Source organism: Variovorax sp. P4_B10 (assembly GCF_056402375.1).
Genome location: NZ_JBFUHN010000002.1, coordinates 74,380 through 96,451 on the forward strand (window position 1 = coordinate 74,380; position 22,072 = coordinate 96,451).

Consider the following 22,072-nt stretch of genomic DNA (forward strand, 5'->3'; position numbering starts at 1 on the left):
GCTTATGCCTTCTCGATATTCACGGTGAACGACTTGTACTCGGGCGTCTGCGTGTTCGCGTCGCCCACGAAGGGCGTCAGCGTGTTCACCAGGTACCCGGGCTTCGCGATGCCGACGAAGCCCCAGTGGTTCGGCAGGCCCACCGTGTGCACCGTGCGCCCGTCGACCTGCAGGCCGACGATGCGCTTGGTGACGAGCGCCACCGCCTTGATGAAGCCGCGCTTGCTCCAGACCTTCACCATGTCGCCGTTCGCGATGCCCTTTTCCTTGGCCAACTCTTCGCCGATTTCGACGAACTGCTGCGGCTGGAGGATGGCCGAGCTGCGCACGTTCTTGGTCCAGTAGTGGAAGTGCTCGGTGAGCCGGTAGCTGGTCGCCACGTACGGGAAATCCTTCGGCACGCCGAGCTTTTCGAGGTCGCCCTTGAAGATGCGCGCCGCGGGATTGGCGCGCGCCTTCTCGTTGTTCGGGTGCATCAGGTTGTTGACCAGCGGCGACTCGAAGGGCTCGTAGTGCTCGGGCAGCGGCCCTTCGGCCATGCCGGTGGGCGCGAAGAGCCGCGCCACACCCTCGGCCGTCATGATGAAGGGGCGCACGGCCTCCGCATCCATCGGGTTGGCATCGGGCCGGATGTCGGGCACGTCGGCGCCGGCCCACTTGGCGCCGTCCCACGCGACCAGCCGGCGTTTCGCGATCCACGGCTTGCCGGTGGTGGGGTCGGTCGAGGCGCCGTTGTAGAGGATGCGCCGGTTGGCCGGCCAGGCCCAGGCCCAGTTCTGCACCATGCCGATGCCGAACGGATCGGCGTTGTCGCGCCGCGCCATCTGGTTGCCCGCCTGCGTCCAGGCGCCGGCGTAGATCCAGCAGCCCGAAGCCGTCGAACCGTCGTCGCGCAACAGGCCGAAGCCCGGGAGCTGTTCGCCGGCCTTGGCCAGCGGCGGCTTGGCCGGGTCCTTCGGGTCGAGCAGGTCGGTGATCGCGCGGCCGTTGTATTCCATCGCGATCTCCTGCGGGGAGGGTGCGTGCGGAATCTTGTAGGGCCAGGTCAGCTTGACGATCGGGTCGGGGAAGGCGCCGCCGTCCTTCACGTAGGCTGCGCGCATGCGGTTGAAGATGCCGGCCACGATGTCGATGTCGGGCTTGGCTTCTCCCGGCGGCTCCGCGCCCTTCCAGTGCCACTGCAGCCAGCGGCTGGAGTTGGTGAGCGAACCGTCTTCCTCGGCAAAGCAGGTCGAGGGCAGGCGGAACACCGTGGTCTGGATGTCGGTGGACTTGACGTCGTTGAACTCGCCGAAGTTGCGCCAGAACTCGCTGGTCTCGGTGATCAGCGGGTCGATGGTGACGAGGAACTTGAGCTTGGAGAGCCCTTCGATGATCTTCTTCTTGTCAGGGAAGGAGCCCACCGGATTGAAGCCCTGGCAGATGTAGCCGTTGAGCTTGCCCTGGCTCATGAGCTCGAAGGCCTGCAGGATGTCGTAGAGCTTGTCGATCTTCGGCAGGTAGTGGAAGGCCCACTCGTTCTCCGCCGTGGCCGCATCGCCCCACCACGACTTCTGCATGCTGACGAAGAACTTGGGGTAGTTCTGCCAGTAGCTCATCTGGTTGGGACGCAGCGGCTTCAGTGCGCGGGTCTTGTAGTAGTCGGGCAGGTTCTGTTCGCTGTCCCGCGCGAGCGACATGTAGCCGGGCAGCGAGTTCGACAGCAGCCCCAGGTCCGTGAGGCCCTGGATATTGCTGTGGCCGCGCAGCGCGTTCATGCCGCCGCCGGGCACGCCGATGTTGCCGAGCAGCAGCTGCACGATGGCGCCGGTGCGGATCATCTGCGAGCCCTGGCTGTGCTGGGTCCAGCCGAGCGCGTACATGATGGTCATGGTGCGCGTCGAGGTGCTGGTGCTCGCGATGTACTCGCAGACCTTCAGGAACTTGTCCTGCGGGGTGCCCGTGATGCGGCTCACCAGCTCGGGCGTGTAGCGCGAATAGTGCCGCTTCATGACCTGCAGCACGCACTGCGGGTCCTGCATGGTCATGTCGACCTTGGCCATGCCGGCATCGTCGAGCGCGTAGCCCCACGACTTGGGGTCGTAGTTGCGCTTCTCGGCGTTGTAGCCGCTGAAGAGGCCGTCCTCGAACTTGTAGTCAGGCCCGACGATGAACGGCGCGTTGGTGTAGTTGCGCACGTACTCCGTCTGGATCTTGTCGTTGCTCAGGAGGAAGTTGACGACCCCCGCGAGGAACGCGATGTCCGAGCCCGCGCGCACCGGTGCGTAGTAGTCGGCCATGGCGGCCGAGCGCGTGAAGCGCGGGTCGACCACGACAAGGCGCGCCTTGTTCTGCTTCTTGGCTTCGATGACCCACTTGAAGCCGCACGGATGCGCCTCCGCGGCATTGCCGCCCATGATCAGCACGACATCCGCGTTCTGGATGTCCTGCCAGTGGTTGGTCATCGCACCGCGTCCGAACGTCGGGGCCAGACTGGCCACCGTAGGTCCGTGTCAAACGCGTGCCTGGTTGTCGAACACCAGCATTCCGGTCGAGCGGAATGCCTTGTGCGTGATGTATCCGGTTTCGTTGGACGAGGCCGAGGCGCAGAGCATGCCCGAGCTGGTCCAGCGGTTGACGGTCTTGCCGTCGGCGTTGGTGGTCTGGAAGTTGGCGTCGCGGTCGGCCTTGAGCAGCTTGGCGATGCGGTCGAGCGCCTCGTCCCAGCCGATGCGCTTCCACTCGGTGCCGCCGGCCTCGCGCACCTCGGGGTACTTGAGGCGGTTGGGGCTGTGCACGAAGTCGAGCAGGCCGGCGCCCTTGGGGCACAGGGTGCCGCGGTTCACCGGGTGGTCGGCGTCGCCCTCGATGTGGAGGATGTCGGACACCACGTTCTTCGCCTTGTCGCCCAGGCTGTACATGATGAGCCCGCAGCCCACCGAGCAGTACGGGCAGGTGTTGCGGGTCTCGGTGGTGCGCGCGAGCTTGAAGTTGCGGGCCTCGGCCAGCGCGGCGGTCGGGGAGAAGCCGAGCGCCACGATGCTGGAGCCGATCAGGCCCGCGCTGCTGACGCGGAAGAATTGCCGGCGGCTTATGTCCATGACGGAACCTCCTGCGCGGGTGAAGTGGGGTGTTTCATCGAGGTCTTCTTCTGTTTTGCGTGGGAAAGAGAACGAGGCCGGTGCCTCTATTTGGGTGCCGTGCCATCGCCACCGCTCGGCGCAGGCGTGCCGCCAGTCGAGGCGCCGCCCTGACCGCTCATGCCGCCCACGGCTGCGCCGCCTTCGGACGGGCCTTTGTGGGCGGAGGTGGAATCGACCTTGTCACCGGAGTCGGCGGGCTTGACGCCGCTGGGGCTGGCACCGGACGAAGAGGCTGCGCCCGCTGCCGACGTGGTCGGCTTGGGATCGCAGGCACTCAACAGCAAACCCAGGGCCAGGCAAAGGCCGACGGTTTGCAAGCGCTGACATCGTGACATCGACACTCCTTGTGGGGGAAGGACGGTCTGGCAACGGACTGTTTTTCTGGCGCCTGTCGCCGCTGGCCCGGGTCTCCCGAGGGGCGGTAACTGGATGCATTTTTCGCATCATGCGACAGCATGCCGCCGCGATCAAGGGCTCGAAGGGCGCAATAACCCTTGAATCAGCAATCGGCCTACAGGTCTCAGGCCTGGGCTTCCAGGTACAGCTGCGCCGCGAGCACATGCTTGCACGGCCCGCGCGATCCCGCGTACTTCGCCCAGAACTCGCAGGTGCAGCGCGGCGCACCGTTGGCAAAGCCGACCCGGTGGAAGTGGTCGCCGCTCGCCACCTTCAGATAGGCGCCCTCGGGCGTGACGGCACCTGTTTCGACCAATGCCCTGGCGGCTGCAAGCCGCGGGTAGTTCTTGTCCAGCCGCGATTCGACGAAAGGCAACTGACGATGGAAGTAGCTCTGCTCGTGCAGGTCGAAACCCACGTGCCCTGAAGTCGCCAGGTACTGGAGCGCCCGTTGCACCTGCTCGGCGGAAAAACCTGTCTCCCTCACCAGCGCCGCCTCGTCGATCGAGGCTTCCCAGGCCAGCAACGCGCTCACCGTGGCGGCGTCCTCGCCGCTCGCCTGTGTCAATGCGGGCAGCACGGAACCTTCGCCGGAAAAGCCGCGGTAGGGCTGGGGCGAGAGCATCAGAAGGAGTCGTGCACCTGGCAGAAAAAACTCCCAGGCGCTCACCGCAGCCCGGCTTTCGGCATCGAGGTCCGGGCCATAGACCTGCACGCTCTGCACGAGGTGCTGCATCCGCTTGATGGCCGACAGCCGCGCGGTGCCGGCCAGAGAGATGCCGCCGGCGGACGGCTTGCTGGTCTGACGCAGCCCCGTGAGGGAGGGCTGCAGCCACAGGGCCACGCCGGCCCCGCTACCGCCCGACATCGGCAACCCGTTGATGAAGCGCAGCCAGTTCATTGCGTCCAGGCTCGCGCGTGGGCGCAAGGTGGGAGCTATCGACTGGGTTTCTGCCAACGCTCTCACCCAGCGCTCCGGCAGATGGACCTTGCGTTCGACGAAGCTGCCTTGCGGCATCGTCAACTGGATCTGCGTCGGGCCGACGCTCAGGTGCAAAGGGTGTTTGGCGCGCACGCCGGCCAGCGCTCGCGCCAGCGGCGGGTTGATGTCGATGTTGGTGGTGCCGAAGCCCAGGCTCGCGCCGTCGAAGGTCTGGCCCAGCAGGTCGAGCCGTGCATAGACGCCGTTGCAGGCCGAGAAAGCTTCGCAGCGCAGTCGGTCGCCATTGGCCGTGACCACCGGATCGAGCGATGCGAAACCGCCGGGAATCGGATTGAAGTAGCGCGTGGACGCCACTTCGACCAAAGTCCGAAGACCGGCAGCGGCAACGTCGGGCCGGATGACTGTGCCGTTGAAGAACACCGGATGGCTGACCAGGCCCTGTGGTGTGAGTCCGGCCGCGGTCTGCAGCGTCATCAAGTCCCGCGTGGCGTCGGCCGTGTAGCTGGAGGCCTGCAAGTAGGTGTCGGTGACTTCGGTCATGGCCGTTTTCTCCTTACGTGCCGCGGAGCAATCGTTGAAGGCGACGCGCTTCCAGCAGCAGTTTCGTGTTTCCCTTTTTGACGGCCACGACGTCGAGCGGCTCGAGGGTTGCACGGGTCCCCAGGGCACCGGCCACGCGGCTTGCCAGTGCCAGCAATTCGTGGGTATTGGTTGGCGGCACATCCCGGGCGAGCGCTGCGCACACAGTGGCTCGGATCAGGGGCCACACCACAGCCTCCGTGCCAGCGGCGGCCACCTGGCCGAGAGACGCAGCCAATCGACCGGCCTTGACGGTACCGCAGTCGATGGCCGCGGCCGCCAGTTCACAGGCCAGCGCGCTGTCGTAGCGGCCCTGGTGGATCAGTTCGAGCAGGCCGTCGCTGCCGGCCAGGCGACCCTCGGTGTCATTGGCGGACATGCAGAACAGCACCGCCAGATGCAGCGCTGGCCCGGCCGGTCCGTGCGCCGCGAGAAAGAGCGGCAGCGAGCAGGCGAAGGCCTTGCCGCCGTCCGATTCGAAATCGGCGCCCGCCTTGCGGAAGCCCCAGAGGTGCATGGCGGCCATGACTTCGGGGTTGTTGGGCATGGCCTCCGCGATGTAGCGATCAAGAAGGTCCCAGTACCAAACGTCCTGCACGCGATCTGGAGTGAAGCCTTCACCCCAGAGTGTCGGTATGCCGTCGATGTTCGGTAAAAGCTGCATGCCCTGCAGCGCGACACAAACCTCGCGGCTGCCCGATTCCATCCAATGGCTGGGCCGCGAGTGCCGAGCGGTCGGCCTCCCGTCGACGATTTGCCACTGCGTCTGCAGTTGCGCCATGCCGCCGGCCTCGAAGAAGCGGGCGGCGGTCTGCGTCTGCGTGGTGCCGACCGCGCGCAAGGCTTCCAGTTGCGCGGCATTGGGCTGCTGCGTGCGCATCAAGGCGAGCAGCAGGTCCATGGGCTGAGCTTGCATGTCCTGCACCGCGAGGCGACGCAGGCGAGCGAGCAAATCATCGGCCGCAATGGCGCCATGGTCGTAGCTGGGCTGCGACACCAGCGCATACGGCACGCCGTGCTGCAGGGCTTCGACCACTTCGGAAGCTCTTAGGTTGATCACCACGGCCGCCACTGGCACGCGTTCGGCATTCCAGTAGTCATGGTCGAACCTCTCCGGCTTGGGCATCCGGTCGCGGCCATGGACAGCCAGGAGACGACGACGTATCGCTGGGTCCATTGGCTGGCCCAGCCGCGCACGCATGTGCTCCGACAAGGTGGTGATGCCTGCATTGGATGCACGGACCGCAAACTCGATGATGTGTTCGATCGACGCCAACCGCTCATCGCCCGGGATCAATGGCGAGCCATGTGCCATGTCCGGTACGCCGTCGGATGCATCGTTGATCGGAATGAAAGCGTGCAGGACCTGGGGCGTGATCGTCACGGCTTGCGCGACCGAGAAGACTTCGGGGGACTGAGCGGCCGCGTTCGACGATGCAGGCCGCAGTGCGGCGTAGACCGTCGGATCCATGGCCGTGCGCAGGGCGTCGATCTGCATGTCCAGCGCTTCCCGATCCGTAGGTGCGAGCTGACCTGCAAGCGACGAGATTCTTGCAGCCGCGTCTTTCTGGATCGCGAAGTCTTCCACCATCAATGCGTTCGTCAGGCCCGACAGCGAGGCAGCCAAAGAGGCGGGGTGTTCATGGCTGCGCTTCGTCGCCCAGGCGAGCTGGCTTCGCCGCAAGCCCTTTTCCTTGCGCGCGAACACGATCTGGCAGGCATTGACGAACAGATCCTCGTCCAGTGCCTCGGCTGCATCAAGCTGTTGCAGCAGCGTCTGGGCACACTCGGCCGCGCTGCCGTGTGCGCTGGCCATGATTCCGCAGAGAGTGTCTGCCAGCGGCGCCAGCAGCTCGGGGCCGGGTGCCGTGGCCAGGAGCAAACGCGCCAGCAGGCGTTGCGCGCTCACCGAGTCGTTGCGGGTCAGCGCAGTCACCACGTCTTGCGTCATGGTGCGCCGGTCCAGCAGGCCGCGATGCAGCAGGCCCGCGAATGTGCGGCAGAGGTACTCGGAACGCTCTGCCGCCATCCAGCCGCCGATCAGATGCAAGACCGCGTCCTTGCGCGAAAAGACGGCCCGCATCATGTCGGGGAGGCCGAACAATGCGCCGGCAACCTCCACGCTAGATGGTGCGTCGATCTCCTCCCCGTGCGCCAGCCATTGCCCGTCGGCCCGGTTTTCGAGCCAGAGCCGCGAAACCTTCCGGACGTGGTCGCCCGGCGGGTCTTCCGGCAGGCGGTATGGCATCAGCGTCGAGAGGCTCCTGGCCCAGGCTTCGACCATGAAGGCCTCGTCGGGCGAATCGAGGTCGAAGCCTTTCGTCAATGCCAGCAGCACGTCGGCGTACATCGGCTTCTTGCGCTTGCCGCCAATGGCCAGTTTCAGATAGGCCTGCGTCCACTCGCGGCCGTTGCGAGCTACGGCGTTGATGAGTGCAGCCTTGGCGTCGCCGCGCGCCGCATACAGGTCGCACAAGGCGTCCCATTCGGCGACGCCGGTCACCCGCGATCCGGGAGGACTGATCGCCAGCGCCTGCTTGGGCGTGCGGGACGTCGCCACCACGGCGACCAGGACGTGCATCCAGCGCGTGCTGTCGCCGTGCTTCTCAAAGGCGGCTTCGATCGCTACCGCTTCTGCTTCCCGATGCGCGAGCAGCCAGCTTTGCGCGGCACGCTTTTGCTTGTCGCTCCACGTGGCCGTGGCGTCCAGCAAGCGTTGATGGTCTCCCCCTCGTACCAGATCCTCGATGTCCTGCATGTGCTTCTTTTTCGTTCGCCGGTGGTGCCGGGTTGTCCGGAGCTGGTCCGGGTTTTCGAATGGTGCGCGTGCCGGACTTTATCGTCCCGCCGCGACAGTCGGCAGGCGTGCCCGTCATCTATTCCCTGCAGAATCATCGGGGCTTCCCATCGGCTATCGTTCGCGCCATGACCGACTCCCTCCGCCTTGGCTGGCGCACGCTCCGGCGCGATCTGCGCGCCGGCGAGCTGCGCCTCTTGATCGTCGCCGTGCTGCTGGCCGTGGCCGCGCTCACGGCCGTCGGCTTCTTCGCCGACCGGTTGCAGGGCGGCCTGCAGCGCGATGCGCGGCAACTGCTGGGCGGCGACGCGGTGATCGTCAGCGACAACCCGACGCCCGATGCCTTCGTGGCGCAGGCGAAGTCGATGGGCCTGGAAGGCTCCGGCACCTACGGCTTTCCGACCATGGCGCGGGCCGAGGACGCGAAGGGCGGTGCGAGCAAGCTGGTGGCGCTGAAGGCCGTGGCCGCGGGCTATCCGTTGCGCGGCAACCTGCAGACCTCCGCCATCGTCGACGGACCGGGCACGGTCACGCGTGAAATCCCGCCGGCCGGCGAGGTGTGGGTCGATGCCTCGCTGCTCGACGCGCTCGCGCTCAAGGTCGGCGACACGCTGCTGCTCGGCGACACCGGCCTGCGCGTCGGCCGCGTGATCACGCTGGAGCCCGATCGCGGGGCCGGCTTCATGAGCTTCTCGCCGCGCGTGATGCTCAACCAGGCCGACGTGGCGCGCACCGGCCTCGTGCAGCCGGCCAGCCGCGTGGGCTACCGCTACGCGGTGGCGGGCAGCGACGCGGCGGTCAAGCGCTTCACCGACTGGGCCGATGCCACGATCAAGAAGGGCGAACTGCGCGGCGTGCGGCTCGACTCCTTCGAAGGCGGCCGGCCCGAGATGCGCCAGACGCTCGACCGCGCCGAGAAATTCCTGAGCCTGGTCGCGCTGCTCGCGGCACTGCTGTCGGCCGTGGCGGTGGCGCTGGCTGCGCGCGGCTTCGCGGCCAGCCACCTCGACGACTGCGCGATGCTGCGCGTGCTCGGCCAGAGCCAGCGCACCATCGCGACGGCCTATGCCTTCGAGTTCGCCGTGATCGGCCTCGTGGCCAGCGGGCTCGGCGTGGCCATCGGCTTTGCGGTGCACTATGTCTTCGTGCTGCTGCTGGCCGGGCTGGTCGAAACCGCGTTGCCGGCCGCCACGCTGTGGCCGGTGGCCTTCGGCCTCGGCATGGGACTCACGCTGCTGTTCGCCTTCGGCCTGCCGCCGGTGCTGCAACTGGCCCGCGTGCCGCCGCTGCGCGTGATCCGGCGCGACGTGGGCGGGCTCAAGCCCGCATCGCTCGCGGTGCTCGGCATCGGCGTGGCGGGCTTCGCGGCCTTGCTGATGGCGGCCAGCAGYGACATCAAGCTGGGCCTGATCGCGGTCGGCGGCTTCGCGGGCGCCGTGGCCGTGTTCGCATTGCTGAGCTGGCTTGCGGTGAAGGTGCTTCGCCGCAGCGTCAACGAAACCACGGCGCCGCGCTGGCTGGTGCTGGCCACGCGCCAGATCTCGGCACGGCCGGCCTACGCCGTGGTGCAGGTCAGCGCGCTCGCGGTGGGCCTGCTGGCCCTGGTGCTGCTGGTGCTGTTGCGCACCGACCTCGTCGCGAGCTGGCGCAAGGCCACGCCGCCCGATGCGCCGAACCGCTTCGTCATCAACGTGATGCCGGACCAGAGCGATGCGTTCCAGAAGTCGCTGCGCGATGCCGGCGTGAGCAAGTTCGACTGGTACCCCATGATCCGCGGCCGCCTGGTCGCGATCAACGACAAGCCGGTGACGCCCGACGACTATGCGGAAGACCGTGCCAAGCGCCTCGTGGACCGCGAGTTCAACCTCAGCAACARCGTGGAAGCGCCGGCGCACAACAGCATCACTTCGGGCGCATGGAAGCCCAACGCGGCCGGTGAGGTGAGCGTGGAAGAGGGCCTGGCCGGCACGCTCGGCCTCAAGCTCGGCGACATGCTGCGCTTCGACATCGGCGGCATGCAGAACGATGCGCGCATCACCTCGCTGCGCAAGGTCGACTGGGGTTCGCTGCATGCGAACTTCTTCGTGATGTATACGGTGGCCGCATTGGCCGACGTGCCGGTCACCTACATGGGCGCCTTCCGCGCGCCCGAGACCAAGGGCTTCGACAACGCGCTGGTGCGCAGCTACCCCAACGTGACCAACGTGGACATGAGCGCGACCATCAACCAGGTGCAGCGCGTGCTCGACCAGGTGATCCGCGCGGTCGAGTTCCTGTTCGGCTTCACGCTCGCGGCGGGTCTGGTGGTGCTGTTCGCCGCAGTGACGGCCACGCGCGAAGAGCGGGCGCGCGAGTTTGCGGTGATGCGCGCCGTGGGTGCGCGCGCCAGCCTGCTGCGGCAGGTGCAGCGCGCCGAACTGGTGGGCGTGGGGCTGCTGGCGGGCTTTCTCGCGAGCATCGTCGCCTCGGTGATCGGCTGGGCGCTGGCGCGCTACGTGTTCGAGTTCACCTGGACGGCATCGCCGATCGTGCCCGTGGCGGGCGCGCTGGCCGGTGCGGTGCTGGCGCTGGGCGCGGGGTGGTGGGGCTTGCGCGACGTGCTGCGCAGGCCGGTGGTCGATACGCTGCGACGGGCGGCCGAGTAGTTTTTCTTTCGGCATGGGCGGGGAAGGGCCGGGGAATGCAATACATTCCCCGACCCTGCATTCATTCGAAGAGAACCTCCTTACATGCGCTTGGCGTCATTCCAGATCACCAACTTTCGCTCGATCAACGACAGCGGCCCCATCGATTCCACACAGATCACGGCGATCCTCGGTCGAAATGACAGCGGCAAATCGAACCTGCTGCGCGCGCTCCACAGCCTGAACCCGGCAGAGGGCCTGAACGAACTCAGTCCGATCAAGGACTTTCCGCGGCACCGCCGCCTTGAGGAATGCCAAGGCGATACGCCGGTCGTCTCGACGCGCTGGGCCCTCGACGACGGCGAGCGGGCCGAACTGACGGAGATTCTTCCGCGCGCGGCCAAGGTGAGCCACGTCACCGCGGGCCGGGGCTACGGCACGACCCGCTGGACCGGCCTCGAAGGACTCGGCGAGCTGTCGCTCGACGTGTCGGACATCAAGGGCAAGGTCCGCAAGATCGTGCCCGCCGTCAAGGCCGCGGCCGAGAAAGTCGCGGAGCAAGCCAGGGCGACGCTCGAGCAGGAGGCTGACGCCTTCGACGCCGCGATGATCCTGAGCCCGGACTACATCAAGTGGTCGGAAGGCGCGGTCAGGGCGCTGCAGGCCCTGCGCAAGGCGATGGCTGCCGCGGATGCCGAGCTCAGCGACAAGCAGGAACAGATGCTGGTCGAACTCGAGGACGTGGCCCGGTCCATCGCCAACGACACGCCGGCGCTCGCCAGGGCGCAGGCCTGGGTCCTCGAGAAGCTGCCCCGGTTCATCTATGTGGACGAGTACCCGGCGCTGCCCGGCCGCCAGAACATCGCCGACTACCTGGTGCGCAAGGGCTGGGGGCAGGCGACGCCCGAGCAGCAGAGCTTCGAGAAGCTCTGCAAGGTGGCGGGGCTCGATCCGCAACAACTGCAAGACCTGCTGGAGAAGAACGACCAGGCCACGCGCAACCAGCTCGCGAACCGCGCCGGCTCCGTCGTCACTTCGGAAATCCGCCGGGTGTGGAAGGACCGCGAGCTCAAGGTCCGGTTCAACCTCGACGGGCCGTACATGGACACGCTGGTGTCCGACCCGAACGGCGCCTACGAGGTGGAAGTGAATCTCGACGAGCGAAGCCGCGGCTTCCAGTGGTTCTTCTCGTTCTACATCACCTTCTTCGCGGACACGAAGGGCGGCCGCGCCGGCAATGCGATCCTGCTGCTGGACGAGCCCGGCCTGCATCTGCATGCGCGCTCGCAGACCGACCTGCTGGCGCACTTCGAGCACGATTTCGGCAACCAGATCATCTACACCACGCACTCGCCTTTCATGGTGCCGACGCACCGGATCGATTCGGTGCGCACGGCCAGCATGAGCGAAGCCGCCGGCACCACCGTGAGCAACAAGGCGGAGGGGGATGCGCGCACGCTCTATCCGTTGCAGGCTGCGCTTGCGCTGAGCCGGATGGGGGGCGCCGCGCCCGTCAAGGCCGCGTCCGTGACGATTGGCGAAAAAGAGGAGAGTCAGCTGGCGCACGCAGCATAGACGTGCGCTGTACGCCCATGCTGCGGAACGCTCGATCTCAAACGGCGCCAACCATGCGCCGCATGAGCAGGCCTTTCAAATCTCGCCGCGTGTCGCAGACCAAGTGGATGTAGGCGACATCCACTCGCACTTCATAAATGATGCGGTTCATGCCCGAGATGACTTGCCGGTATTGGGCCGCGTTCAGGTTTTCCAGTTCTTCGGGAATCCGGCCTGCCTGGGGATGCGCTTCGACCATCGCGACGGATTGCTTGATCTTTTCGTCGCTCGCCGCTCAGGTGTCCGCGCCGAAGTTCTTCAGGATGTAGCGCCTTGGGTCCTTCAGGTTGGCCTCTGCGGGCCGCAGGAACACAACCTTCACTGGGCGTCTTCTTGGTCCAGTTCGGCGAACACGTCATCTGCGGACCGGAATTGGCCCTGTTCGATTTCGCGATTGCCGAGTGCCAGGACTTTCAGCAGTGCGAGGGTTGCTTCGTGTTCTTCGTAGGAGCGGACATCCATCACCACGAGCTTGGCCTCGCCGTTCTGGGTAATGACCATGGGCTCGCGGGTGTCCGAGAGGGTCTTCACGATGTCCGCTGCATGGCTCTTGAGATAGCTGATGGGCTTGACTTGCGTGGAGAAATTCATTGTGTTCGCCCTGCGGTTATTAGTCGGACTAATCATGGTCTGAATTCGGTCTTGCTTGGCTGTGTTGCCATGCCGTCGTCCCTGAACATGTGCTCGCTCGCAAAGTCCACGAAGGCCCGCAGCAGCGCGAGACAGAGCACCCCGGCCTTGATCAGAATGATGAGACGCCTGTTGTATCGGTCGCCCAGCGGCGCGAGGAACAGAATCCCCAAGGCATATCCAATCTGCGTGAGTGTCGGAATGAATCCGGCGACACGCGTGGACGCGTGCACTCCGTTGCTGAGAAGGGGCAGCATCGGCTGCGCGTAGTAGATTGACGCAATAGCCATCCCTCCAGAAGTAGCGAGCAACAGGATCATCGATTTGGGGGGCGATTTCTCGGCGYCACTCAAAAGGGCCATGTCCTGTTGCAAAGCTGGAGCTATCGGGCGCATTCGAGCTCTCCCTTGCCGGCTCGACCGTCAGCGCCATGACGTTCATTCATGATCTGTCGACCCGGTCACCGTCTCCCACGTGTCAATCTCCTTTGACATCGCAGCGAGCTTGCCACGGACCAGTTCCAGAGCGTCCTTGCCAAGAAGCAGATGCGCTGGCGGGCTTGGATCCTTGACGATCATCAGAAGCGCCTGGGCTGCCTTCGCCGGATCGCCGGTCTGCGCGCCACTCTTCGCCTGCCTCGCCTTACGGATGGGTTCGAAGAGTGCGTCGTAGTCCTGCACCGTGCGATCCGATCGCACCATGGAGCGACCGGCCCAGTCCGTTCGGAACGACCCAGGAGCAACTGCAGTGACTTTGATCCCAAAGCCCGCGACCTCCTTGCCGAGCACCTCGGAGATACCCTCCAGCGCGAACTTGCTGCCGCAGTAGTACGCGATACCGGGCATCGTGATGAAGCCGCCCATGGAGGTGATGTTGATGATGTGTCCGGAGCGACGCGTGCGCATCGACGGCAGGACCGCCTTGATCATCGCGACCGCGCCGAAGACGTTCACATCGAATTGACGCTCCATCTCTGCCAGGCTGGACTCTTCCAAGGTGCCCTCGTGCCCATACCCTGCGTTGTTGACCAGAACGTCGATGTGCCCGTGGGTGGCGAGAAGCTGCGGGATCGACTTTTCGATCGCATCGAAGTCGGTGACGTCAAGCACCACGGCGTGCGCTCGCCCAGGCAGGGTGCTCTCGAACACCACCCGGTTGTCTTCGTTTCTCACGGTTCCAAGGACCGTGTGTCCGTCTGCCAGGGCGGCGGCTGCGAATGCCTTTCCGAATCCCGAATTGACGCCCGTGATGAGGAACGTTTTCGGTGAAGTCTGGGTCATGGTCGGCTCCTAGAAAGTGAGGAGTCGATCGTAAGAATCGGGACAGAAAGTTGATATGCCGAGTCGCACGTATAGCTTGCCTAAAGCTACAACGCCATGAGCCAAGCGAGTAGGGTGTGGCAGATTAGGCACCCGAAATGGACGACGCCCACATGCAAAAAACACCTCTACCGAACTCCGACGCGCAACGGCAGATGGTCAATCTCGTGAAGCCACTTGCCCCTTTCGAAGGCTACAACCTGACCGTGCTTTCCGACGTTCGGATTCTGAGATCCGATCGACCTCTACGCCGTGCCCCGGTACTCTATGACCCTGGCATCGTGATCGTTCTCCAAGGGCGCAAACGTGGATTCCTGGGGGACCAGGTCTACCTCTATGACGCGCAGCACTACTTGGCGGTGTCTGTGCCTGTTCCCTTCTCGATGGATACGGAAGCGTCGGAGGAAGAGCCATTGCTGGCCATCTACTTTCGCCTCGACTTCAAGGTCGCCGCGGATTTGATGATGAAGCTCGATGAGTATGGATCCGCCGAAGGCGCGGCGCCAAAGGGGTTGATGTCGACCTTGATGGACGATCGCCTAGCCCACACTGTGCTCAGATTCCTGGAGGTGATGAATTCCCCTCTGGAGTCGCGGATCCTTGGGCCGGACCTGGTTCGCGAGATTTACTTCCGAGTTCTCACCGGAGAGCAAGGTAGTTCCATGAGGGCCTCGCTCACGCGACAAGGGCAGTTCGGCAAGATCGCCAAGGCGATCCGGACCATCCATGCGAGCTTCGATCAAAAGCTCGACATTGACCGCCTTGCGTATGAGGCCGGCATGAGCCCCACCTCGTTTCACGCCCACTTCAAGGCTGTCACGTCGACGTCGCCGATCCAGTACTTGAAGACGACACGCCTTCATCAAGCCAGGCTGATCATGGCCCGCAAGGAAGTGACCGCGGCGCATGCAAGCGCGCAAGTGGGCTACGAAAGCCCGTCCCAGTTCAGCCGGGAGTTCAAGCGAATGTTCGGGCGGGGCCCGGCCGAAGAGGCGACTCGTATGCGTCAGGTGTTCGCAAAACCGGATCCGTCGCCGCATGAGTTGTATGTGGCGTCACACTGAGCGCCATGACGCCCCTTCCGCCGCTCAACCCTCTGAAGATGTTCGAAGCAGCAGGCCGCCTCCTGAGCATCTCGAAGGCGGCCGAAGAGCTGTACGTGACACCAGCTGCAGTCAGCAGGCAGATCCGCGTACTCGAGGAGTTCCTGGACCTTCAGCTCTTTCGACGCGAGCATGGGGGCCTGTCCCTGACTCCAGCGGGCGCAAAGTACCTTTCGGACATCACCCCGCTTTTCATGGCGTTGAGGGAAACCACAAACGTCGCGATGGGCGGGAGTCACCGACGCCGGGTACTGAGGATTCGATCCCCTGCCACCTTCGCTGTCCGGTGGCTGATTCCTCGGCTGGCCGGATTCCATCAGATGTACCCAGGCGTTGACGTTCAGCTCACCGCCTCAGCTGTGCCTCTGGACTTCAGCAGGGAAGACATCGATGCTGGCATTGAACTCGGCGACGGGAACTGGCCCAAGCTTATCGTGCAGAGGCTCGTGCCGAACGAGCTCGTGCCGGTGATCGCGCCGCGCGAGGAGGCCAGCATCCCGCGGGAGCCGAGAGAACTCGCGTCCGAGACGCTGCTCCACTCTCTTGCTCGCATCGATGACTGGGCGTTGTGGCTACGCGCTGCAGGTGCGCATGACGTCAACCCGTATCAGGGCATGAAGTACGAGACCTCGTTGCTCTCCTATCAGGCAGCTGTGGAGGGCCACGGCGTGGCCCTGGCGCAGAAAGCATTGGTTGAAAAGGACCTTGCAGAGGGAAGGCTTGTGGCCCCATTCAGTCTCGCGCTCGATCGGGGTGACTACACGTACTACTTTGCGACGCCTCGCGAACGCGAGGAGTCGGTCGAGCTCGCGGCATTCCGGACTTGGTTGGCGGGCGCGGTCGCAAGATCGAACCAGCCAAGCGCCCCCAAGCCGGTTGGGCCTTAACAAAACCTCAAAGCGTTGGCACGAAAAGTCGTTTGCCCACGGAGTTGCCGATTTCTATTCTTGAGCCTCACTGAACCCACCCGGTAATGGTGGGGGCCGGCAGACCGCCGGCCTCAAGAAACAGAGGCAAAGAAAATGTTACGAACCAGTCTGGCTGGGCTGCGGGTGCTCGACTTCTCACACGTCGTCGCCGGCCCGTTATGCGGCATGCTGCTTGGCGATCTTGGAGCAAACGTTACCAAGGTGGAGTCGCCAGAGGGCGAGATGGGGCGGCATATCGGCCCGCCCTGGATCCACGGCGAAAGCGTGATCTCACTCAGCGTGAATCGAAACAAGGAAGGCCTTGCTGTTGACTTGAAGACGCAAGAGGGCCGGAATCTCGTCCGACGGATGATGGCATCTGCAGACGTCGTCATTGAAAGCTTCAGGCCAGGCGTGATGACGCGCTTCGGTCTCGACTTTGACAGCGTGCGCGAGGCTCACCCAAACTTGGTGTACTGCTCGATCTCTGCGTACGGCCAGCAGGGCCCGTTCAGTTCAAAAGCTGGTGTCGATGGGATCATCCAGGCCGTTGCGGGACTGATGAGTACGCTCGGACAAACTGGGTCAGCTCCGTCGAAGGTACCCAGTCCGATCGCCGATATGGCAACGGGCTACCTGGCAACGATAGCGATCCTCGGTGCACTCTTTGCGGTGCAGCATGGGCATGAAGGTCAGCACCTCGACATCAGCCTATACAACGCCACGCTGATGCTCCAGCAGGTGGGCCTTTCATCCTACTTGGCCACCGGTCAGGAACCTGGAAAAACCGGAAGTGCGGCACCGTATGCGGCACCGAACGAGGCCTTCCCGACCAGCGATGGCTGGATCATGGTCGCGGCCTATCAAGCCGAGCGATGGACCTCACTTTGTGGTGCGATCGGCAGGCCTGATCTTGAAAGGGATCCGCGGTTCACTGACAACGTCTTGCGAGTCAAGCATCGCGACGCACTGTTCCAGTTGCTGGCCGCGGAATTTCAGCGGCACACGACCCAGGCTTGGGTCGCAGCGCTCGAGGCCGTGGACATCCTGTGCGCGCCGATTGCTGGCTACGCGGAGGTCACCTCTTCGCTGCAGTACCTGAGCAGCGGCGTTGAGACCGTAATCGAGCACCCAGTCGCTGGTTCTGTTCGCATGCCTGGCTTTGCCATCGGAGGCGATCACGGCGTCGGTCCGTTCACCAAGCCTCCGCCCCTGGTCGGACAGCATTCAGCTGCAGTGCTCACCGCATACGGAATCTCGAAGGAAGAGATCGATTCATTGCTGCGCTCCGGCGCGGTCACTACCACAACCACTGAGCAAGGCATCACAGCATGATCACTTCAAACTCGGACCTGGTCGCATTGAACGTCGAAGGAGCAGTCCTCACGATCACCATGCAGTCCGCCGCCACAGGCAATGCGCTGAACCTCGCGATGACCTCCGCGCTTGCCGATGCGCTCGAGAGCGTCAATGAGCGCCAGGCGATTCGCTGTGTGGTTCTGAACTCGAGCGGAAAGAACTTCTGTACCGGCGGCAACGTGAACGACATGTTGAACGGAACAGATCTGATGGAAGGAAGTCCGACGGACGTTCGGGCACGTCTGCTCAAGAGCCTTCATCGAATCACCCACGCGGTTCATGGCATCGAGGTACCCGTGATCGCGGCGGTCAATGGCCTGGCGATCGGCGCAGGGTTCGATCTGTCGCTCATGTGCGATGTGCGGCTGTGCAGCGAGGACGCTCGCTTCTCCGAAAGCTTCCTTCGCCTCGGGCTTGTCTCGGGCATTGGGGGGGCCTGGTTCCTGACGCGCCTTGTCGGTGTCTCCAAAGCCATGGAGCTCACCCTCACCAGCGAATTCATCGATGCGCAGGCCGCCTTGCGGTTCGGTGTTGTCTCCCAGGTGGTCAGCGCGGAGAGCCTCTTGGGCGAGGCGAAGAAGCTCGCCGAGCGAATCGCAAGAAACCCTCCAAACGGGATGCGGATGGCCAAGCAGCTCGTTCGCGAGTCCAGTCAATCTTCACTTCTATCGGCATTGGAGCAAGCGGCCTCGATGCAGGCCATTCTTTTGTGCGGCGACGAGCACAAAGAGGCGGTGCGCCGCTTCTTGGCGGCAGACCGCCCCGACAAGTAGCCAACAAGAGCGAAACAAAAAAGGAGACAAACAAATGAAAACCGCGATCAAAAGTTCCACGTTGATCCGTACGGGATTGATCCTCGCAGGCGCGCTGGTTGCGACGGCTGTGTCGTGGGCGCAAGCTCCCAACTATCCAAGCAAGCCGATCACCTTCGTCATTCCCTTCGGCGCAGGCAGCGCAACCGATCAGCTCGCCCGAGCCCTCGGTGCCTCCGTCGCAGAGCAGACGAAACAACCGGTCGTCGTAGAGAACAAAGGCGGCGCCAGCGGGCTCATCGCGAGCCAGGAGGTAGCGAGAGCCGTGGCGGACGGCCATACAGTGCTGATCACAACAAACACCACTCAGGTTGCGAACCAACACCTTTTCAAGAAGCTTCCCTATGACCCAGTGAAGGACTTCAAACCGGTGACGGGCCTTGGTCGAGGCGGCATGGTGCTGGTGGTCCGTCCAGACTCGCCATTGAAGAGCTTGGCCGACGTGATCGCGGCGGCACGCGCGGCCCCGGGCAAGCTCGCATTTGGCGCTGGAAATTCCTCGAGCCGGATCGCTGGAGAAATGTTCAAACAGATGAGCGGCACGAACATCTTGTATGTGCCGTACCGCAGCAACCCCAGCGCGATGACCGACCTCATCGGCGGGCAGTTGGACATGATGATTGTCGACACAGTCACCGGGATTCCACAAATTGAAGGCGGTCGCCTTCGTGCTATCGCTGTGTCGTCGACCAAACGAGTCCCTGCGCTGGCGGGTATCCCCACGTTCGATGAGTCCGGGGTCAAGGGGTATGACCTTGGGTACTGGTTTGCCGCCTACGTGCCAGCTTCAACGCCTGCACCGGTGGTCGCGAAGCTGCGCGAGGCGTTGATAGCGGCTGTGGCGGGCCGCAGGGCACAGGGGTTTTTCCAGGCTTCAGGCGCAACCTCTTGGACCACCGAGCCTGATGAGCTTGCAAGATTTCAAGTGACGGAGTCGCACAAGTGGGGCGAGGTCATCAAAGCCGCGGGCATTGAGCCGGAGTGAGCCTCGATGCATGATGCTCCTGGACCTTCAGCGGCCCAGCCATGCGCCAAAGGTGCAGATACGTGGCGATGATCTTCGCCAGGTTGGTGCCTCGCCGAGCCGCAGCCAAGGCAAGAGCGGTGCGACGTCCCTGCGCCTGTCGATCAAGGCAATCCGAACGCGATGGGTCTCGACATGCCGGGCACGGCCACCTTCGCCGGCGCACTGACGCTGCTGACGCTCGGCGTGCTGCAGGCGCCCGACAGCGGCTGGGGCAGCCCGTGGGTGATCGGTGCGCTGGCGGGGGCGGCGCTGATGGGCGCGGCCTTCATCGCCGTCGAGCGGCGCGTAGCGCACCCGATGCTCGATCTTTCGCTGTTCCGCTTTCCGCGCTTCGTGGGCGTGCAGTTGCTGGCTGCGGCACCGGCCTACGGCTTCGTGGTGTTGCTGGTGCTGCTGCCGATCCGCTTCATCGGGCTGGAGGGGCGCAGCGCGCTGGAAGCGGGCAGCTTCATGTTCGCGCTGTCGGGGCCGATCCTCGTGGTGCCGACGTTGGCGGCCTCGCTCGCGCACCGGTTCTCGGCGGGCGCGATCTCGGCCGTGGGCCTGCTGGTGTGCGCGGTGGGGCTGTTCTGGCTCAGCCGCTGCGCGCCGGGTACGCCGCTGCACGGGATCGTGGGGCCGCTGCTGCTGATCGGCGCCGGCATCGGCCTGCCCTGGGGCTTGATGGACGGGCTCGCGGTGAGCGTGGTGCCACGCGAGCGTGCGGGCATGGCGTCGGGCATCTTCAACACCGTGCGGGTGGCGGGCGAGGGCATTGCGCTGGCGCTGGTGGGCGCAGGGCTGACGGCGCTGGTGGCGCTGCAGCTGGGGCGTCTGCCGGGGCATCCGGCTGCGGCATCGCAGGCGGCGCAGCGGGTGACGACGGGCGACCTGTCGCAGGCACTGGCCCTGTTGCCGGGCGTGGACCGCACGGCGCTGCTGCATGCGTACGGCGCGGCGTTCGGCACGCTGCTTTGCGTGCTGGCGGGCGTGACCGTGCTGACGGCGCTGGTGGTGTTCGTGTTCCTGCGCGGCGAGACGCACGCGGAGGCTGGGGTTGTGGCGTTGGAGTCGTCGGCCTGCTGATGGGCGGGGTCAGGACTCGGCCGCCTCGAAGACGTCCCGCAGCCACTGTGTGAACACGCGCACGCGCGACGACAGCTGGCGGTTCTGCGAATAGAGCACCGAGACCGGCATCGGCGGCGGCGCGAAGCCGGGCAGCAGCACCTTCAGCCGGCCGTCCGCGAGTTCGCCGGCCACGCGGTAGCGCGGCACCTGCACCAGCCCGAGCCCGGCAACGGACGAGCCCGTGTAGAGATCGGCGCCGGTCACCGAGACGATGGCGGGCAGGTTCACGGCCGTCACGCGGCCATCGACCGTGAATTCGAGCGGCACCGCCTTGCCGGTGGCGCTGGAGATGTAGTGGATGGCGTGGTGCGAGGCCAGCGCCGCCATGTCGGTTGGCTCGCCGAACTTCGCCAGATAGCCGGGGCTCGCGACCGTGACCTGCGGCAGCAGCGCGATGCGCCGCCCGACCATCGAGGAGTCCTGCAGGTTGCCTGCGCGCAGCACGCAGTCGATGCCCTCGCGCACCAGGTCGACCAGCCGGTCGTCCTCGCCGATGTGCAGTTCCAGCCCGGGATAGCGCGCCAGAAAGCCGGGCAGCACAGGCACCACGAAATGCCGTGCCAGCGTGCCCTGCAGGTTCACGCGCAGCAGGCCCTTGGGCGCCTCGTTCCTGAACAGCCCCTCGGCTTCTTCCACGTCTGCCAGCAGGCGCACGCAGCGGCGGTAGTAGGCCTCGCCGTCCTGCGTGAGGCGCACGGTGCGGGTGGTGCGCTCCAGCAGCCGGGTGCCGATGCGCTGCTCCACGCGCTTGATCAGGTTGGTGACCGTCGCGCGCGGAATCTGCAAGTCTTCCGAGGCCTGCGTGAAGCTCTGGCGCTCGGCGATGCGCACGAAGGCCAGCATTTCCTGAAAGCGGTCCACGGGCGATTCCCCTTGTCTGATTGTTTAAGTAAATGGAACTGTCATGGCGATATTGGGGTAATTATCTTTCAAATGGAACGATCGATGATTCGTCTCACCCACCAACCACTGCAAGGAACCGCACCATGAACACCCCCCTCGACACCCAGGTCGCCATCGTCACCGGCGCATCGCGCGGCATCGGCGCCGCCGTCGCGCAGCGCCTCGCCAAGGACGGTCTTGCCGTCGCCATCAACTACGCCTCGGGCTCGGCGCAGGCCGAGGCGCTGGTCGCCGAACTGACGGCCGCCGGCGCCAGGGCCATCGCGGTCAAGGCCGACGTGGCCAACGCAGAGGAAGTGCGCCGCATGTTCGATACGGTCGAAGCGCAGCTCGGCAAGGTCGACGTGCTGGTCAACAACGCCGGCGTGCTGAAGACCGTGCCGCTCGCGGACCACAGCGACGCGCTCTACGACCAGACCTTCGACATCAACGTGCGCGGCACCTTCAACACGCTGCGCGAAGCCGCCACCCGGCTCAACGAGGGCGGGCGCATCGTCAACTTCTCGAGCACCACGCTCGCGCTGAACATGCCCGGCTATGCGATCTACAACGCCACCAAGGCGGCGGTCGAGGCCTTCACGCACGTGTTCGCCAAGGAGCTGCGCGGCCGCAACATCACGGTGAACGCCGTGGCGCCCGGCCCGATCGCCACATCGCTGTTCCTCGACGGCAAGACCGAGGAGCAGATCCAGGCCTTCGCGAAGATGCCGCCGCTGCAGCGCCTCGGCCAGCCTGAAGACATCGCCTCGGTGGTGGCCTTCCTGGCCGGTCCCGATGCGGGCTGGGTCAACGGCCAGATCCTGCGTGCCAACGGCGGCGTCGCCTGAGG

17 protein-coding genes and 1 pseudogene are annotated in these 22,072 nt (G+C 65.0%); 9 read left to right on the forward strand and 9 right to left on the reverse strand.

Going from position 1 to position 22,072, the window contains the following annotated elements:
• Positions 1-2 precede the first annotated feature (2 nt).
• The 4 genes from fdnG to AC1DXX_RS01575 form a co-directional block, all read right to left on the reverse strand.
• Positions 3-3,080, reverse strand: a complete 3,078-nt coding sequence (fdnG, locus tag AC1DXX_RS01560) for a formate dehydrogenase-N subunit alpha (RefSeq protein ID WP_478132401.1) — start codon at positions 3,078-3,080, stop codon at positions 3-5.
• Between the two features lie 86 nt (positions 3,081-3,166).
• Positions 3,167-3,457, reverse strand: a complete 291-nt coding sequence (locus tag AC1DXX_RS01565; RefSeq protein WP_478132402.1) for a hypothetical protein — start codon at positions 3,455-3,457, stop codon at positions 3,167-3,169.
• A 185-nt stretch (positions 3,458-3,642) separates the two neighbouring features.
• Complete coding sequence (locus AC1DXX_RS01570) at positions 3,643-5,001, reverse strand: SWIM zinc finger family protein (protein WP_478132403.1); 1,359 nt, start codon at positions 4,999-5,001, stop codon at positions 3,643-3,645.
• A gap of 13 nt (positions 5,002-5,014) precedes the next feature.
• Positions 5,015-7,798 carry a hypothetical protein gene (locus AC1DXX_RS01575; protein ID WP_478132404.1) on the reverse strand — a complete coding sequence of 928 codons (2,784 nt, stop codon included), beginning with the start codon at positions 7,796-7,798 and terminating at the stop codon, positions 5,015-5,017.
• Positions 7,799-7,965: 167 nt separating this feature from the next.
• Here AC1DXX_RS01575 and AC1DXX_RS01580 point away from each other — a divergent pair, with 167 nt between their 5' ends.
• Both AC1DXX_RS01580 and AC1DXX_RS01585 read left to right on the forward strand, forming a co-directional pair.
• Positions 7,966-10,482 (forward strand): ABC transporter permease, encoded by a 2,517-nt coding sequence (locus tag AC1DXX_RS01580; RefSeq protein ID WP_478132405.1) that lies wholly within the window; start codon positions 7,966-7,968, stop codon positions 10,480-10,482.
• A gap of 84 nt (positions 10,483-10,566) precedes the next feature.
• The gene (locus tag AC1DXX_RS01585) at positions 10,567-12,036 is read left to right on the forward strand and encodes an AAA family ATPase (RefSeq protein ID WP_478132406.1); all 1,470 of its coding nucleotides are present in this window, start codon (positions 10,567-10,569) and stop codon (positions 12,034-12,036) included.
• A 37-nt stretch (positions 12,037-12,073) separates the two neighbouring features.
• On the opposite strand, the gene AC1DXX_RS01590 is transcribed toward AC1DXX_RS01585, so the two are convergent.
• The 4 genes from AC1DXX_RS01590 to AC1DXX_RS01605 all read right to left on the reverse strand — a co-directional run bounded on the left by AC1DXX_RS01590 (position 12,074) and on the right by AC1DXX_RS01605 (position 13,985).
• Positions 12,074-12,274, reverse strand: coding sequence for a hypothetical protein (locus AC1DXX_RS01590; protein WP_478132407.1), 201 nt, complete (start codon positions 12,272-12,274; stop codon positions 12,074-12,076).
• Positions 12,275-12,393: 119 nt separating this feature from the next.
• Positions 12,394-12,666, reverse strand: a complete 273-nt coding sequence (locus tag AC1DXX_RS01595; RefSeq protein ID WP_478132408.1) for a type II toxin-antitoxin system Phd/YefM family antitoxin — start codon at positions 12,664-12,666, stop codon at positions 12,394-12,396.
• Positions 12,667-12,698: 32 nt separating this feature from the next.
• Entirely contained in the window at positions 12,699-13,025 is a 327-nt protein-coding gene (locus tag AC1DXX_RS01600; RefSeq protein ID WP_478132409.1) for an MFS transporter, read from the reverse strand.
• 117 nt (positions 13,026-13,142) lie between these two features.
• Positions 13,143-13,985, reverse strand: coding sequence for an oxidoreductase (locus AC1DXX_RS01605; protein WP_478132410.1), 843 nt, complete (start codon positions 13,983-13,985; stop codon positions 13,143-13,145).
• 137 nt (positions 13,986-14,122) lie between these two features.
• Here AC1DXX_RS01605 and AC1DXX_RS01610 point away from each other — a divergent pair, with 137 nt between their 5' ends.
• The 6 genes and pseudogenes from AC1DXX_RS01610 to AC1DXX_RS01635 form a co-directional block, all read left to right on the forward strand.
• Positions 14,123-15,088, forward strand: a complete 966-nt coding sequence (locus tag AC1DXX_RS01610; protein ID WP_478132411.1) for an AraC family transcriptional regulator — start codon at positions 14,123-14,125, stop codon at positions 15,086-15,088.
• Between the two features lie 5 nt (positions 15,089-15,093).
• Positions 15,094-16,014: a transcriptional regulator GcvA gene (gene gcvA, locus AC1DXX_RS01615; RefSeq protein WP_478132412.1), complete on the forward strand. Its 921-nt coding sequence runs from the start codon at positions 15,094-15,096 to the stop codon at positions 16,012-16,014.
• Between the two features lie 135 nt (positions 16,015-16,149).
• Positions 16,150-17,370: a CaiB/BaiF CoA transferase family protein gene (locus tag AC1DXX_RS01620; protein ID WP_478132413.1), complete on the forward strand. Its 1,221-nt coding sequence runs from the start codon at positions 16,150-16,152 to the stop codon at positions 17,368-17,370.
• Positions 17,367-18,167, forward strand: coding sequence for an enoyl-CoA hydratase-related protein (locus AC1DXX_RS01625; protein ID WP_478132414.1), 801 nt, complete (start codon positions 17,367-17,369; stop codon positions 18,165-18,167). Before AC1DXX_RS01620 ends, AC1DXX_RS01625 begins: the two co-directional genes overlap by 4 nt.
• Before the next feature lie 34 nt (positions 18,168-18,201).
• Complete coding sequence (locus tag AC1DXX_RS01630) at positions 18,202-19,191, forward strand: Bug family tripartite tricarboxylate transporter substrate binding protein (protein ID WP_478132415.1); 990 nt, start codon at positions 18,202-18,204, stop codon at positions 19,189-19,191.
• Between the two features lie 150 nt (positions 19,192-19,341).
• A pseudogene (locus tag AC1DXX_RS01635) lies at positions 19,342-20,298 on the forward strand (MFS transporter); the annotation flags it as partial.
• A gap of 9 nt (positions 20,299-20,307) precedes the next feature.
• Here AC1DXX_RS01635 and AC1DXX_RS01640 read toward each other — a convergent pair.
• The gene (locus tag AC1DXX_RS01640) at positions 20,308-21,201 is read right to left on the reverse strand and encodes a LysR family transcriptional regulator (RefSeq protein ID WP_478132416.1); all 894 of its coding nucleotides are present in this window, start codon (positions 21,199-21,201) and stop codon (positions 20,308-20,310) included.
• A 125-nt stretch (positions 21,202-21,326) separates the two neighbouring features.
• On the opposite strand from AC1DXX_RS01640, the gene AC1DXX_RS01645 reads away from it, so the two are divergent.
• Complete coding sequence (locus tag AC1DXX_RS01645; protein WP_478132417.1) at positions 21,327-22,070, forward strand: SDR family oxidoreductase; 744 nt, start codon at positions 21,327-21,329, stop codon at positions 22,068-22,070.
• The last annotated feature ends 2 nt before the right edge of the window (positions 22,071-22,072 follow it).